Below are 14,632 nucleotides of genomic sequence, written 5' to 3'. Positions count from 1 at the left end.
GACGACGATGGAAATTGCGGCGATGAGCGAGCTTCCGTTGTCCGCCGCCACCGCCGATGCCGCGCTGCAGGCCGCACCCGCCACCAAGGCGCGCGGCTATTGGGCGACCGTCGGCCGCCGCATCCGGCGCGACAAGGTCAGCATGGCCTGCGCGCTGGTGCTGTTGCTGATCTTCCTGTCCGCGATCCTTGCGCCGTGGCTCGGCCTTGAGGATCCCTACAAGGGCTCCATGATCCGCCGCCTGCGCCACATCGGCACCGTTGGCTACCCGCTCGGCACCGACGAGCTCGGCCGCGACATGCTGGCGCGGCTGATCTATGGCGGGCGGCTGTCGCTGGTCATCGGCATTCTGCCCGTGATCCTCGCCTTCTGCATCGGGACTTCGCTTGGCCTCGTCGCCGGCTATGTCGGCGGCAAGCTCAACACCGCGATCATGCGCACGATCGACGTATTCTACGCCTTTCCCTCCGTGCTGCTGGCGATCGCGATCTCCGGCGCGCTGGGCGCCGGCATCCTCAACTCTATCGTGTCGTTGACGGTCGTGTTCGTGCCGCAGATCACCCGCGTCGCCGAAAGCGTCACCACCGGCGTGCGCAACATGGACTTCGTTGAGGCCGCGCGCGCCTCCGGCGCGGGGCCCTTCACCATCATGCGCGTGCACATCCTCGGCAATGTACTCGGCGCGATCTTCGTCTATGCGACGAGCCTGATTTCGGTCTCGATGATCCTGGCTGCCGGTCTCTCCTTCCTCGGCCTCGGCACCAAGCCGCCGGAGCCGGAATGGGGGCTGATGCTCAACACCTTGCGCACCGCGATCTACGTCAATCCCTGGGTCGCAGCGTTGCCGGGCGCGATGATCTTCGCGGTCTCGATCTGCTTCAACCTGCTTTCGGACGGCCTGCGCAGCGCCATGGACATCAGGAACTAGCCATGAGCGAGAGCAACACATCCGTCGAAATGCTCGAGCCGGTCGAGGACGTCGGCGGCGTCGCGCAGCCGTTGCTTCAGGTCAACGGCCTCACCAAACATTTCCCTGTTCGCGGCGGGCTGTTTGCCGCGAAGCGCACCGTGCGCGCCGTCGACAACGTCTCCTTTGCCGTCGCCAAGGGCGAGACCGTCGGCATCGTCGGCGAGTCCGGCTGCGGCAAGTCCACCACCGCGCGCCTGCTGATGCACCTGATGCCGCGCGATACCGGCGACATCATCTATGACGGCATGACGGTCGGCCAGGCGCTGTCGCTGCGCGAGCTACGCCGCGGCATGCAGATGGTGTTCCAGGACTCCTATGCCTCGCTCAATCCGCGCCTGACGATCGAGGAATCGATCGCCTTTGGCCCGAAGGTGCACGGCATGGCCGATGGCGCGGCGCGCACCCTGGCGCGCGAGCTGCTCGGCAAGGTCGGCTTACGCCCCGAAAACTTCGCCAACCGCTATCCGCACGAGATCTCGGGCGGCCAGCGCCAGCGCGTCAACATCGCGCGCGCGCTGGCTCTGTCTCCGCGGCTGGTGATTTTGGATGAAGCCGTCTCCGCGCTCGACAAATCCGTCGAGGCGCAGGTGCTCAACCTGCTCGCCGACCTCAAGCGCGAGTTCGGGCTGACCTATCTCTTCATCAGCCATGACCTCAACGTCGTCCGTTACATCTCGGACCGCGTGCTGGTGATGTATCTCGGCGAGGTCGTCGAGCTCGGCCCGGTCGACCAGGTCTGGGATAACCCTGCGCATCCCTATACGCGCGCACTCCTGGCGGCGATGCCGTCGTCCGACCCCGACAGGCGTACCGAGCAGCCGCCGATCACAGGCGATCCGCCCAATCCGATCGATCCGCCCCCGGGCTGCCGCTTCCACACCCGTTGCCCGTTTGCGGAGCCGCTCTGCGCAAATGCGACACCAAAGCTCACTGCGCTGGATAATATGGGCCACGAGGCCGCGTGCTACATGGCGATACCGGGTTCAGGCCACAGCCGCGCGCCCAGGGAGAAGACCGCATGACGAGACCGACACCGAAAGAGATCAAGCCGATCGCGCTAGTTGCCGGCGTCCCCGTCGATGACGAGATCGCGACGCGCATCTCCAATTCCATCGGACCTGCCTTCGAAGGCTTCGCGGCCATCGCCGGCACGCTGCCGTTCGACCTCGAGCCCGCGCTCTATCCGACCGTGCAGACGCAGAAGGTGTCGAAATGAGCACTGAGCCTGCATTGATGACGCTCACCGAGATCGCGCGCGCGATCGCGATGAAGCAGGTGTCCTCGCATGAGGTGACGCGCGCGCTGCTGCACCGCATCGCGCAGTGGCAGCCGCATCTCAACGCCTTCATGTCGGTCGAGGCGGAGGCTGCACTGAAGGCGGCCGAGGTCGCTGATGCCGAGCTGGCCAAGGGCAATGTCCGTGGTCCGCTGCACGGCGTGCCGCTCGCGCACAAGGACATGTATTACGACGCAGGCCACGTCGCGACCTGCGGTTCGCTGATCCGTCGCGATTTCGTGCCGACCGTGACCTCCACGGCGTTGCAGCGGCTCAAGGACGCCGGCCAGATCAGGCTCGGCACGCTGCATCTGGCCGAATTCGCCTATGGCCCGACCGGGCACAACGCCCATTACGGCCCGGTGCGCAATCCCTGGAACATCGCCCACATCACCGGCGGCTCCTCGTCGGGCTCCGGCTCGGCGGTCGCGGCGCGGCTGACCTATGGGGCGCTGGGCTCGGACACCGGCGGCTCCATCCGGATGCCCGCGCATTTCTGCGGCGTCACGGGCCTCAAGACCACCTGGAGCCGGGTCAGCCGCGCCGGTGCAATGCCGCTGTCGCAGTCGCTCGACACCGTCGGCCCGCTTGCCCGCACTGCCGAAGATTGCGCGCTGCTGTTGGCGCTGATGGCTGGGGCGGACCCTGCGGATTCGACCTGCAGCCACGAGCCGCTGTCGGACTATGTCGGCGCCACCAAGGGCTCGCTGAAGGGCCTGAAGATCGGCGTGCCCGCATCTTTCTACGTGGACGATCTCGACAGCGAGGTCGCGCGCGTGCTGGACGAGACCATCGCCGTGCTCAAGCGCGAGGGCGCCGACATCGTCACGGTCGAGCTGCCGGACCAGCGGCAATTGTCCTCGGCGAGCCAGCTCGTGCTCGCCGCCGAAGCTGCCGCCTTCCACAAGCGCTGGATGATCGAGCGTCCGCAGGACTATGGCCCGCAGGTCTTGATGCGGCTGCAGAACGGTCTCGCCGTTCCCGCCATCACCTATCTCGAGGCGATGCGCTGGCGCGGCCCGGCGCTAGCCGCGCACAACGCGGCGACATCGGGCGTCGATGCCGTGATCGCGCCGGCCTCGCCGGTGCCGGCGCCGACGATCGAGGAGAGCGATGTCGGCGGCGGGCCGAACGCGCCGGCCATGGTGCAGCGGCTGACGCTGTTCACCCGCCCGGTGAACTTCCTCGGCCTGCCGTCGCTCACCGTGCCCTCGGGCTTCACGAAAAGCGGCCTGCCGGTCGGCATGCAGCTGATCGGCCGCTCCTTCGACGAGGCGACCCTGCTCACCATCGGCGCCGCGTTCCAGCGCGTCACCGATTATCACGATCGACTGCCGAAACTGCCGTCATGACAAAGCTCGTCGAGATTTCAGGCCTCAACATCCGCTTCACTGGGGAGCGCACGGTCTATGCCGTGAACGATCTCAGTCTTTCGCTGGGCAACAGTGAGGTGCTGGGCCTGCTCGGCGAGTCCGGTTCGGGCAAGAGCGTGACCCTGCGTGCGCTGATGCGGCTGCTGCCGAAGAAGCGCACGCAGATTTCGGGCACCGTCAACGTCATGGGCCGCGACGTGCTCGCCATGAACGACGAGGAGCTGTCGTCCTTCCGCGGCCAGACCGTGTCGATGATCTTCCAGGAGCCGGCATTGGCGCTGGATCCGGTCTATACCATCGGCGCGCAGATCGCCGAGAGCGTCGTGCGCCATGAAGGCAAGAGCTACGCAGAGGGCAGGGCACGCGCACTCGAAATGCTCGAGGTCGTGCGCATTCCCTCCGCAAAACGCCGGCTCGACGCCTATCCGCACGAGATGTCCGGCGGCATGCGCCAGCGCGCCATGATCGCGCTGGCGCTGGCTTGCCGGCCAAAAATCCTGCTGGCGGACGAGCCGACCACCGCGCTCGATGCCACCGTGCAGATCCAGATCCTGCTGCTGCTGCGCGAGCTGCAGCGCGAGTTCGGCATGTCCGTCATCTTCGTCACCCATGACATCGGCGTCGCCATCGAGATCTGCGACCGTGTCGCGGTGATGTATGCCGGCCAGATCGTGGAGCAGGGCACGCTTCGCGACATCGTCCGCAGCCCGGTGCATCCCTACGCCAAGGGCCTGCTCGCCTCGACTATTCACGGCGCCAAGCGTGGCGCCCGCCTCGAAACCATCCCCGGCACACCGCCCTCGCTGGCCGAAAAACCCCACAATTGCTCCTTCGCCCCGCGCTGCGCCGTGGCGCAGCTGCGTTGCCTGGAGCAATTGCCTGCCAATGTGGCGGTCGGGCCGGGCCGGGCGGCGCGATGTGTGCTGGCGGAGCAGACGGCGGCGCTGTCATAATATTCGAACGGCGCTGCCGCCGCTCGCTCCTTCCTTTGAAATTCCTCCACGGCAACACCGAGTTGTCACAGTTCACCGGGGACTGCAGGCCAAAGCCGTTCTACTTTGCATGGGGTTGTTTTCGACTTTTTGTCGGAGCCGGCTGAAGCGACTAGCATTCAGACCCCATTCATCCCGGTTCCCGTTCCATGCGGCCGTTCATGGAGAGGGACCAGACTTATGCACATTTCCAACGAAGGCCTGCTCGTCATCCTGTTCGTCGGCCTGGTGGCCGGCTGGCTCGCCGGCAAGGTGGTGCGCGGAACGGGGTTCGGGATCATCGGCGACATCGTGGTCGGCATCGCCGGCGCGCTGGTGGCGAGCTTCCTGTTTCCGAAGCTCGGCATTCGCATCGGCACCGGGCTGGTGTCCGAGATCGTCTATTCCGCCATCGGCGCGGTCATCCTGCTGCTGGTGGTGCGGCTGGTGCGGGGTGGCGGCCGGTTCTAGCAGCCGCCCGGTTCGATCGATCGGAACTAGCCGCCTCTCCAGGACCGGGGAGGGGCGGCGGCCACTGCACCAAAAAGCCGCAAAGACTGTGAAATACCGGACTTGCGTGCGGGGCCATCAGGGGTAGATGTGACCCATCAGGGTTTTGGATGAGCCCGGCTGCGTTGGACGCAGGGCGAACATGATGTTAATCCGGGGCGAGTACCCTGAATTGCCCGTGAAATCAGGGGCCTTGGCCCCCACCTGAAAGAGATCAGACTGATGGCAGCCGGTCCTGGCGTCCGCCGTTCAGAGCTCGGTGACGCCTTGCGCGCTTGTCGCACGGCGTTCGTCGGCGTCGGCTTCATGAGCTGCATGATCAACCTGCTCTATCTGACCGGGTCGATCTTCATGCTGGAGGTCTACGACCGGGTGCTGCCGAGCCGCAGCGTCCCGACCCTGGTCGGCCTGATCATCCTTGCCAGCTTCCTCTACATGGCGCAGGGCGTGCTCGACATGATCCGCAACCGGATCCTGGGGCGGATCGGCACCGCGCTCGATGAAGCCCTCAACAAGCGCGTGTTCGACACCATCGTGCGCCTGCCGCTCCTGGTCGGCAGCCGCAACGAAGGCCTCCAGCCGCTGCGTGATCTCGACAACGTCCGCTCCTTCCTCGGCGGCATGGGCCCGAGCGCGTTCTTCGACCTGCCCTGGCTGCCGCTCTATCTCGCCATCTGCTTCGCCTTCCACGTCATGATTGGCGTCACCGCGCTGATCGGTGCCATCGTCCTGGTCGGGCTGACGCTGGTCACCGAGTTCATGTCCCGCCAGCCGGCGCGCGAGGCGATGGGACTTGCCGCCCAGCGCAACGATCTCGCCCAGGCCAGCCGCCGCAACGCCGAAGTCATGGTGGCGATGGGCATGGCCGGCCGGATGAACCAGCGCTGGAGCGAGACCAACGAAAAATATCTTGTCGGCAATCAGCGTGCGAGCGACGTCGCCGGCGGTCTCGGTGCGATCGCAAAGGTGCTGCGCATGATGCTGCAATCGGCCGTGCTCGCGGTCGGCGCCTATCTCGTCATCCACCAGGAGGCGACCGCCGGCATCATCATCGCCGGCTCGATCCTCTCTGCCCGCGCGCTCGCGCCGGTCGATCTCGCCATTGCGCACTGGAAATCCTTCGTCGCGGCACGCCAGAGCTGGCACCGCCTCACGCGCCTCCTGGAGCAGATGCCCGCGCAGGCGATGCCGACCCAGTTGCAGGCGCCCACGAGCCGGCTCTCGGTCGAAGGCGTCGCCATGGTGCCCCCGGGCGACCAGCGCCTCATCGTGCAGGACATCACCTTCGCGCTCGCCGCGGGCAACGGCCTCGGCGTGATCGGCCCGAGCGGTTCCGGCAAGTCGTCGCTGATCCGCGCGCTGGTCGGGGTCTGGCAGCCGGTGCGCGGCAAGGTGCGTCTCGACGGCGCGGCGCTCGACCAATGGTCGTCCGACATGCTTGGCCGGCACATCGGCTATCTGCCGCAGGACGTCGAATTGTTCGGCGGCACCATTGCCCAAAACATCAGCCGGTTCGATCCCGAGGCGACCTCCGAAGGCATCATCGCGGCTGCGAAAGAAGCCGGCGTGCACGAGATGATCATCAAGATGCGCGAGGGCTACAACACCCAGGTCGGCGAGCAGGGCACAGCGCTTTCCGCAGGCCAGGCGCAGCGTGTGGCGCTGGCGCGCGCACTCTATGGCAACCCCTTCCTGATCGTGCTCGACGAGCCAAACTCCAATCTCGACACCGAAGGCGACGAGGCGCTGACCCGCGCCATCCGCTCCGCCCGCGAGCGCGGCGCGATCGTCGTCGTGGTGGCGCACCGCCCGATCGGCGTCGAGGCGGTCGACCAGGTCCTGGTGCTGCGCGACGGCCGCATGCAGGCGTTCGGCCCCAAGGAGCAGGTGCTTGCCCAGGTTCTGCAGCCGCGCGTGACCCCGCCGGCCCCGATCAAGATCGTCAGCGAAGGCGGAGTGGCCAAGCCATGAGCACGATGGCCATCGGCGGCCCGAAGCCTGCCGCGAACAAGACCGTACGCGAATCCATCAAGTTTCACTTGATCCTCGGCCTCGTGATCGTGCTGGTCCTGGTCGTCGGTCTCGGCGGCTGGGCCTCGACCGTGCTGATCTCGGGCGCGCTGATCGCGCCGGGCCAGATCGTGGTCGAATCCAACGTCAAGAAGGTGCAGCATCCGACCGGCGGCGTGGTCGGCGAGGTGCGCGCCCGCGACGGCGACCTGGTCAAGGCCGGCGACATCGTGGTGCGGCTCGACGACACCGTCACCAAGGCCAACCTCGCCATCGTGACCAAGAATCTCGACGCCGCGCAGGCGCGTGCGGCGCGCCTGCAGGCCGAGCAGCGCGGGGTCGACAGGCTCGAATTTCCGCAAGCCCTGCTCGAGCGCGCCAGCGATCCCGACGTCAAGCTGCTGCTCTCCGCCGAAACCAAGCTGTTCGACGTCCGCGTCAACGGCCGGACCGGACAGAAGGCCCAGCTTCGCGAGCGCATCACGCAGCTCAACGAGGAGATCTCGGGCCTCAGCGCTCAGGAGAAGGCCAAGGATCAGGAGATCGCGCTGGTGCAGAACGAGCTCACCGGCGTGCGCGAGCTCTACGACAAGCGTCTGGTGCAGATCTCGCGGCTGACCCAGCTCGAACGCGACTCGGCCCGTCTCAACGGCGAACGCGCGCAATACATCGCTTCGCGCGCCCAGGCCAAGGGCAAGATCACCGAGACGGAGCTCCAGATCATCCAGGTCGACAAGGACGTGGTGAGCGAGGTCTCCAAGGATCTGCGCGAGACCAACGACAAGATCGGCGAGCTGATCGAGCGCAAGGTCGCCGCCGAAGACCAGCTTCGCCGTATCGACATCCGCGCGCCGCAGGACGGCATGGTGCTGCAATCCACGGTGCACACGGTCGGCGGCGTCATCACCGCCGGCGACGCTCTCATGCTGATCGTGCCGCAGGCCGACGATCTCCAGGTCGAGGCCAAGGTCAATCCGGTCGACATCGACAAGCTGCAGATCGGCCAGAAGACGCTGCTGCGCCTCTCTGCCTTCAATCAGCGCACCACGCCGGAGCTCAACGGCCTCGTCAGCCGCGTCTCGCCCGACGTCACCACCGATCAGCGCACCGGCCAGAGCTACTACACCATCCGCGTCTCGATGCCGGCCGCAGAGATCGCCCGTCTCGGCGACGTCAAGATGATCCCCGGCATGCCCGTGGAAGCCTTCGTCCAGACCGGCGACCGCACCATGCTGTCCTATCTGATGAAGCCGCTGCACGACCAGCTGATGCGGGCGTTCCGGGAGAAGTGACGGGCGAAAGCGCGTCATGATCTCGGAGGGTGGGCAAAGGCGCGACGCGCCGTGCCCACCATCTTTCACACGACGAGCATATTGGTGGGCACGCTCCGCTTTGCCCACCCTACGGCACCGCCTTCTTTGCTATAGTTCGACTCAAGCCCATCAACCCGGCGGTCGAACCATGCAATCCCCACCCTCCATCGCCACCGAATCCTTCTCCGACGCTTCCCTCGCCGTTGCCCGCCTCGAAGAGATCTACGAGCGCAACACCAAGTTCCTGCGCGACCGGTTCGAGGCCTATGTCGGCGGCGAAGCGATCACGACGCGGGTGCGGGCCTATTATCCCTTCGTCCGCGTCACCACCGCGACGCATGCGCGGCTGGATTCGCGTCTCGCCTACGGCTTTGTCGCCGGGCCCGGCGTGCATGAGACCAGCGTGACGCGTCCGGATCTGTTCCGGAGCTACCTTATCGAGCAGATCGGCCTCTTGATCCAGAATCACGGCGTCCCCGTCGAGATCGGTGAGTCCGCCGAGCCGATCCCGATCCACTTCGCCTATCGCCGCGACATCAACATCGAAGCTGCGATCACGACGAGCGAGAACTCCTCTGTCGCGCGATCGCTGCGCGACGCGTTCGACGTGCCCGATCTCGCCACCATGGACGATTCGATTGCCGACGGCACCTTCGAGCTTCAGCCGGGCGCGCCCGAGCCGCTGTCGCTGTTCCGCGCCGCCCGCGTCGATTACTCGCTGCGCCGGCTCTATCACTACACCGGCACCGACCCCGAGCATTTCCAGAATTTTGTCATTTTCACCAACTACCAGTTCTATGTCGACGCCTTCGCGCAGCTCTGTCAGCAGCGGCTCCAGTCGAGTGAGGCTGGCCTTGAAGCCTTCGTCGCGCCGGGCAACGTCATCACGCGCAGCGGCGGCGCGATCAGCGGCGTTGCGCCGGCGCGCATGCCGCAGATGCCGGCCTTCCACCTGGTCGCATCAGGCTATCGCGGCATCACGCTGATCAACATCGGTACCGGTCCCTCCAACGCACGCAACGTCACCGACCATGTCGCGGTGCTGCGCCCGCATGCCTGGCTGATGCTCGGCCATTGCGCGGGCTTGCGCAACACGCAGCGCCTCGGCGATTACGTGCTCGCGCACGGCTATGTGCGCGAAGACCACGTGCTCGACCGCGAGCTGCCGCTGTGGGTGCCGATCCCTGCGCTGGCCGAGATGCAGGTCGCGCTCGAGGAGGCGGTCGAGGACGTCACGGGGCTCGAAGGTTTCGAGCTGAAGCGCCTGATGCGCACCGGAACCGTCGCGAGCGTCGACAACCGCAATTGGGAGATCTCCGGGCCTGAGGTGATCCGGCGTATGTCGCAGTCGCGCGCAGTCGCGCTCGACATGGAATCGGCCGCGATCGCCGCCAACGGCTATCGCTTCCGCGTGCCCTACGGCACGCTGCTGTGCGTCTCCGACAAGCCGCTGCACGGCGAGATCAAGCTCGCGGGCATGGCCAGCGAATTCTACCGCCGCCGCGTCGGCCAGCATCTCGAGATCGGCCTGAAAGCGCTGGAACGGCTCAAGCAGCAGGAATCGGAGCGCCTGCATTCGCGAAAGCTCCGCAGCTTTGCCGAGGTGGCCTTCCAGTAAAGGACACCGGAACTGCCGTACGAACGCTGACGTCTCCGTAAAGCGCAGCGCCCCGGAATATCGTTGCCAAGGCAGGGTTAACAATTGGTCCGGGGCCGCTTGAAACAGTACAGGAGACAGACATGATCACGACGATGATCAAGCTCGTCACGTTGGGTACATTCGCGGCAGCCCTGTCGAGCTCGCCGGCATTTGCCGCGGGCGGAGGCGGGGGTGGAGGAGGCGGGGGCGGCGCCAGCTCCACGGATCCGTACGCCGGCGCCTATTCGGATCAGAAGCCGCAGCCGACCTATCCGAAACGCCCCGGAACCAAGGCAACCCAGAAGGGTAAGAAGCTGAACAATCAGTCCAGCATCGGCGATCCCGCATTCGCGGCCGGCTACCGCGTGGCCTATGACACGATCTACGAGCGCAACGACTATGCGGCCGCGATCGCGCAATTGAAGTCGCTCGGCCATGACGATCATCCGAACGTCGCCAACCTCATCGGCTACTCCTATCGCAAGCTCGGCGACTACGAGCAATCGCAGGTCTGGTATGAGCGCGCCTTGAAGGCAGATCCGAACCACGTGCTGACGTGGCAATATTACGGGCTGTGGCAGCTCGAGCGGGGCAATCGCGAGCAGGCGCTCTATCATTTGAGCCGGATTGCCTCCATCTGCGGTACCAGCTGTGAGGAGTATCGGTCGCTGGCCGAGGCGCTCGACAGGCCGACCGGCATGGCGCTCGTCTACTGAAGCTGGAGAGCAGCCGGTTCGTCGAGCCGCGCGACTGACGGGCGTCGGATGACCGCCACGTCCTGCGGCGCGGATAGTGACAAGCCGTCAGATTTTCAGCATTGTCCCGTTCGGGGGCGCGAACGGGACAATTGGATGCCGCTGACGCGCGACAGGATCGTTGGCCATGATCTCCAACGGCTGGCCTTTCGCTTCACCATGCTGAGTGGCGACGAGGTCGTGCAGTGCCAGATCAGCGACGCCGCGATGGACGAACTCGCGGGCATGCAGGGCACCGAAAGCATCGCGCGGCAGGCGCAGTTCCTGTCGTTGCGTGAGACCATCGAGCGGATCGCGTCGGACGTTTACGATGAGGCGCCGCGCGTGCAGGGCTATGTGGTGCGGATCTTCATGCGGCATCTGGGGCGGTGACGTTGAACGGCGCGGCGAGTACAAATCTCTCACCGTCATCCTGAGGTGCTCCCCTTGCGAAGCAAGGGGAGCCTCGAAGGGCGACGGCCCGGCTGCATCTCGGCCGTTCATCCTTCGAGGCTCGTCACGTGGCGCGTTGCGCCGCGTGTCTCGCACCTCAGGATGACGGTATCGAAAGCGGGACCGCTGCCACCGTCAGAACTCTCACCCCTCCAGCTTCCTCAACAACAGCTTCAGCGCCGTCGCAGCAAACATTTGCATGTTGCCGAACCGGTCGTTGTTGCCGGTCTCCAGCGTCATCACCTCTGACACAGGCCCCGCAACCGCCATGCAGCTATGGCCGGCGGCGTCGCCGTAGCGGTTGCCGGTTGGGCCGGCTGCTCCGGTCTCGGACAGGCCCCAGTCGCTGTTGAAGCGCGTTCGCATCTGCTCGGCCAGCAGTTGCGCGTAGGGCTCCGACGAGGAGCGAAAGTCTTTCATTCCTTCGTCCGAAATATCCATCAGCACGCGCCTGGCGTCGCGGGTGTAGACCACCGCGCCGCCAAGGAAATAGGCGGACGCGCCGGGCACCGCGAGCAGGCTGGCCGAGACCAGGCCGCCGGTTGAGGATTCTGCCACGGCGATGGTCTGTTTGCGCGCGATCAGCTTCGCTGCGACCTGTTCCGCAATGCCGACGAGCTCTTTCATCCCTAACCCCTTGTCCCTTCGCAACCGAGCTGAGCCTTCCTAGCATATGACAGGACGCTTGGCTGAGTTGCGGGCGACGGGCAGTCCTGCTTGAATGGCGGGTATAAGAAGAGACTTGCGAGGAAACGTGAGAAGGGAGACGTCATGGCGTCCCTGATCGCCGGCGGGGTGGATTGCGATGTGCATCCGGCCGTGCCGCATCTGACCAGCCTGCTGCCGTACCTGAGCGACTATTGGCGCGATCAGGTGACGACGCGCGGCATGGTCGACCTCGTCTCGCAATCCTATCCGCAGAATTCGCCGATCACGGCGCGGCCCGACTGGCGCCCCGACAGCGGCAAACCCGGCGAAAGCCTGGAGGGCATGCAGCGCCATGTGCTCGATGCTTTCCAACTCGATCATGCCATCTGCAATCCGCTCTACGGCGTGCAGATGGTGTTTTCGGAAGATTTGCAGACCGCATTCTGCCGCGCGCTGAACGACTGGTTGGTAAAGGAGTGGCTCGATCGCGACAAGCGGCTGCGCGGCTCGATCGTGATCCCGACGCAAAGCATCGAGAAGGCCGTGGCCGAAATCGAGCGCTGCGCGCAGGACAAGCGTTTCGTCCAGGTGCTGATGCTGGTGATGGGCGACACGCCGCTCGGCAAGCGCGCGCTGTGGCCGATCTATGAAGTCGCGGAACGGCTGGAACTACCCGTGGGCATCCACGCGGGTTCCGCCTATCACAATCCGCCGACCGCCGTGGGATGGGGTTCCTACCACATCGAGGATTATGTCGGGCAGGCTCAGGCGTTCCAGACCCAGCTCACGAGCCTGATCGTCGAGGGCGTGTTCGCCAAATATCCGCGCCTGAAAATGGTGATGCTGGAATCCGGCGTCTCCTGGATTTCCCCCTTTCTCTGGCGCCTGCACAAGTTCTGGCGCGGAGTGCGGATGGAGACGCCTTGGGTCGACCGCGCGCCGCTGGATATTGTGCGCAGCAACATCCGCTTCTCCTTACAGCCATTTGATGCGCCGCCGGATGAGGCGACATTAATTCGCCTGTTTGATCATATGCAGTCCGACGAATTGGTCCTATTCTCCACGGACTATCCGCACTGGCAGTTCGAGGGCCAGGATGCGCTGCCCGAAGGTCTCACCCCCGATCTCGTGCGCAAGATCATGATCGAAAATCCACATGCGACCTATCCCCGCCTGAAATGAGCCCGCTGCCAAAGGAGGCAAGGCGATGAATATCCAATTCCGCGAGAGCCAAGAAGCCGCTTCCCCACTGACCGTCAAAACCGCGATCGCGGACTGCGACATCCATCCGGCACGCGCCACCCGCACCGAGCTTTATCCCTATCTCGCCAAACGCTGGCAGCATCATCTCGAAGTCTACGGCGTCCATGCCTATCAGGGCATGATGGAAGGCCCGCCCTATCCGAAGGCCCAGCCCAATGCTTCGCGCCGCGATGCCTATCCGCCCGAGGGCGGCCCGCAGGGCTCCTCGCTGTCCTTCATGCAGAAGCAATTGCTCGATCCCAACAACGTGCAGCTCGGCGTGCTCAATCCGCTGGGCACTGGGCAGGGCATCCGCAATCACGAGCTCTCGGCCGCCTTGTGTTCGGCGATCAACGACTGGCAGATCGACAAATGGACCAGCAAGGACAAGCGGCTGAAGGCGTCCATCGTCGTCGGCAATGAGGACGGGCTGTCGGCCGCCGCTGAAATCCGCGAGCGCGCCGGCGACAAGAATTTCGTGCAGGTGCTGCTGCTCAGCCGCAATGTCGAGCCGCTCGGCCAGCGCCGTTACTGGCCGATCTACCAGGCCGCGGAGGAAGCCGGCCTTCCCGTCGGCGTCCACGCCTTCGGCTTCGGCGGCAATCCGATCACGCCGTCGGGCTGGCCGTCCTATTACATCGAGGAGATGGTCGGTCACTCGCAATGCCAGCAATCGGCGCTGGCGAGCCTGGTTTTGGAAGGCGTGTTCGAGCGCTTCCCGAAACTGAAGATGGTGATGATCGAGGCCGGCTTCGGCTGGGCGCCGTCGCTGGCGTGGCGGCTCGACAAGGTTTGGCAGCGACTCCGGAGCGAAGTGCCGCATGTGAAGCGGCCGCCGTCGGAATATATCCGCGAGCAGGTGTGGTGGACGACGCAGCCGATGGAGGACCCCGAAAGCCGCGAGGATCTGTTCGACGTCATCAACTGGATCGGCTGGGACCGCTTGCTGTTCGCGACCGACTATCCGCATTGGGATTACGACGAGCCGTCGCGCGTGCTGCCGGCGGGTGTCAGCGAGGCCAATCGCGAGGCGTTCTATCTCGGCAATGCGCGCACCCTGTACGGGATTGGTTGATGGCGCGGCATGTGATCGCGCCGGTCGATGAACTGCCGCCGGGGACGCGAAAATTTCTGGAGATCGACGGGCGGCCGATCGCGGTCTTCAACATCAAGGGCGAATATTTCGGCCTGATGAACCGCTGCCCGCATCAGGGCGCGGCGCTGTGCGAGGGCCCGCTGATCGGTCTTGCGCAGTCAAAGGAGCCCGGCGAGATCGAATACACCAGGCTCGGGGAGATCATCCGCTGCCCCTGGCACGGCTGGGAGTTCGACATCCGCACCGGCCAGTCCTATTGCGATCCCCGCCGCTTCCGCGTGAAGGCCTATCCCGCCCATGTCGAGCCGGGTGCGAGCGTCGTGAAGGGCCCGTATGTCGCCGAGACGATTCCGGTGAGCGTCGAGAGCGATTACGTGGTGGTGGAGCTGTAAGTCCC

The 14,632-nt window shown here is 65.3% G+C and carries 15 protein-coding genes; 14 read left to right on the top strand and 1 reads right to left on the bottom strand.

From position 1 onward, the window contains the following. Positions 1 to 22 precede the first annotated feature (22 nt). From AABA86_RS03455 to AABA86_RS03405, 11 genes are all read left to right on the top strand, one after another. Positions 23 to 928 carry an ABC transporter permease gene (locus AABA86_RS03455; RefSeq protein ID WP_095426896.1) on the top strand — a complete coding sequence of 302 codons (906 nt, stop codon included), beginning with the start codon at positions 23 to 25 and terminating at the stop codon, positions 926 to 928. Between the two features lie 2 nt (positions 929 to 930). Further along, positions 931 to 1,992 (top strand): ABC transporter ATP-binding protein, encoded by a 1,062-nt coding sequence (locus AABA86_RS03450; RefSeq protein ID WP_338305735.1) that lies wholly within the window; start codon positions 931 to 933, stop codon positions 1,990 to 1,992. Next, positions 1,989 to 2,186, top strand: a complete 198-nt coding sequence (locus AABA86_RS03445; protein ID WP_038948830.1) for a hypothetical protein — start codon at positions 1,989 to 1,991, stop codon at positions 2,184 to 2,186. Before AABA86_RS03450 ends, AABA86_RS03445 begins: the two co-directional genes overlap by 4 nt. Further along, positions 2,183 to 3,598, top strand: coding sequence for an amidase (locus tag AABA86_RS03440; RefSeq protein WP_338305734.1), 1,416 nt, complete (start codon positions 2,183 to 2,185; stop codon positions 3,596 to 3,598). Before AABA86_RS03445 ends, AABA86_RS03440 begins: the two co-directional genes overlap by 4 nt. Continuing rightward, positions 3,595 to 4,572 (top strand): ABC transporter ATP-binding protein, encoded by a 978-nt coding sequence (locus AABA86_RS03435; protein ID WP_338305733.1) that lies wholly within the window; start codon positions 3,595 to 3,597, stop codon positions 4,570 to 4,572. Before AABA86_RS03440 ends, AABA86_RS03435 begins: the two co-directional genes overlap by 4 nt. A gap of 219 nt (positions 4,573 to 4,791) precedes the next feature. Next, positions 4,792 to 5,061, top strand: coding sequence for a GlsB/YeaQ/YmgE family stress response membrane protein (locus tag AABA86_RS03430; protein ID WP_212245815.1), 270 nt, complete (start codon positions 4,792 to 4,794; stop codon positions 5,059 to 5,061). Between the two features lie 261 nt (positions 5,062 to 5,322). Further along, entirely contained in the window at positions 5,323 to 7,071 is a 1,749-nt protein-coding gene (locus AABA86_RS03425; RefSeq protein WP_338305732.1) for a type I secretion system permease/ATPase, read from the top strand. After that, the gene (locus AABA86_RS03420; RefSeq protein WP_212245811.1) at positions 7,068 to 8,402 is read left to right on the top strand and encodes an HlyD family type I secretion periplasmic adaptor subunit; all 1,335 of its coding nucleotides are present in this window, start codon (positions 7,068 to 7,070) and stop codon (positions 8,400 to 8,402) included. Before AABA86_RS03425 ends, AABA86_RS03420 begins: the two co-directional genes overlap by 4 nt. 169 nt (positions 8,403 to 8,571) lie before the next feature. After that, entirely contained in the window at positions 8,572 to 10,041 is a 1,470-nt protein-coding gene (locus AABA86_RS03415) for an AMP nucleosidase (RefSeq protein ID WP_338305731.1), read from the top strand. Positions 10,042 to 10,163: 122 nt separating this feature from the next. Next, positions 10,164 to 10,778 carry a tetratricopeptide repeat protein gene (locus tag AABA86_RS03410; protein WP_338305730.1) on the top strand — a complete coding sequence of 205 codons (615 nt, stop codon included), beginning with the start codon at positions 10,164 to 10,166 and terminating at the stop codon, positions 10,776 to 10,778. A 135-nt stretch (positions 10,779 to 10,913) separates the two neighbouring features. Beyond that, the gene (locus AABA86_RS03405; protein ID WP_338305729.1) at positions 10,914 to 11,189 is read left to right on the top strand and encodes a DUF1488 family protein; all 276 of its coding nucleotides are present in this window, start codon (positions 10,914 to 10,916) and stop codon (positions 11,187 to 11,189) included. A 204-nt stretch (positions 11,190 to 11,393) separates the two neighbouring features. Here AABA86_RS03405 and AABA86_RS03400 read toward each other — a convergent pair whose 3' ends face one another. Further along, positions 11,394 to 11,876, bottom strand: a complete 483-nt coding sequence (locus tag AABA86_RS03400) for a CinA family protein (protein ID WP_338305728.1) — start codon at positions 11,874 to 11,876, stop codon at positions 11,394 to 11,396. Between the two features lie 144 nt (positions 11,877 to 12,020). Here AABA86_RS03400 and AABA86_RS03395 point away from each other — a divergent pair, with 144 nt between their 5' ends. From AABA86_RS03395 to AABA86_RS03385, 3 genes are read left to right on the top strand one after another with little or no spacing between them, the layout of a single operon-like run. Then, complete coding sequence (locus tag AABA86_RS03395) at positions 12,021 to 13,079, top strand: amidohydrolase family protein (protein ID WP_338305727.1); 1,059 nt, start codon at positions 12,021 to 12,023, stop codon at positions 13,077 to 13,079. Between the two features lie 25 nt (positions 13,080 to 13,104). Beyond that, on the top strand, positions 13,105 to 14,214 hold the full coding sequence (locus AABA86_RS03390) for an amidohydrolase family protein (RefSeq protein ID WP_212245797.1): 1,110 nt from the start codon (positions 13,105 to 13,107) through the stop codon (positions 14,212 to 14,214). Next, positions 14,214 to 14,627: a Rieske (2Fe-2S) protein gene (locus tag AABA86_RS03385; protein WP_212245795.1), complete on the top strand. Its 414-nt coding sequence runs from the start codon at positions 14,214 to 14,216 to the stop codon at positions 14,625 to 14,627. Before AABA86_RS03390 ends, AABA86_RS03385 begins: the two co-directional genes overlap by 1 nt. Positions 14,628 to 14,632 lie beyond the last annotated feature (5 nt).

Origin of the sequence: Bradyrhizobium sp. TM233 (assembly GCF_036247965.1) — a bacterium.
Classification (GTDB): domain Bacteria; phylum Pseudomonadota; class Alphaproteobacteria; order Rhizobiales; family Xanthobacteraceae; genus Bradyrhizobium; species Bradyrhizobium ottawaense.
This window is presented reverse-complemented; position numbering and strand designations above follow the sequence as displayed.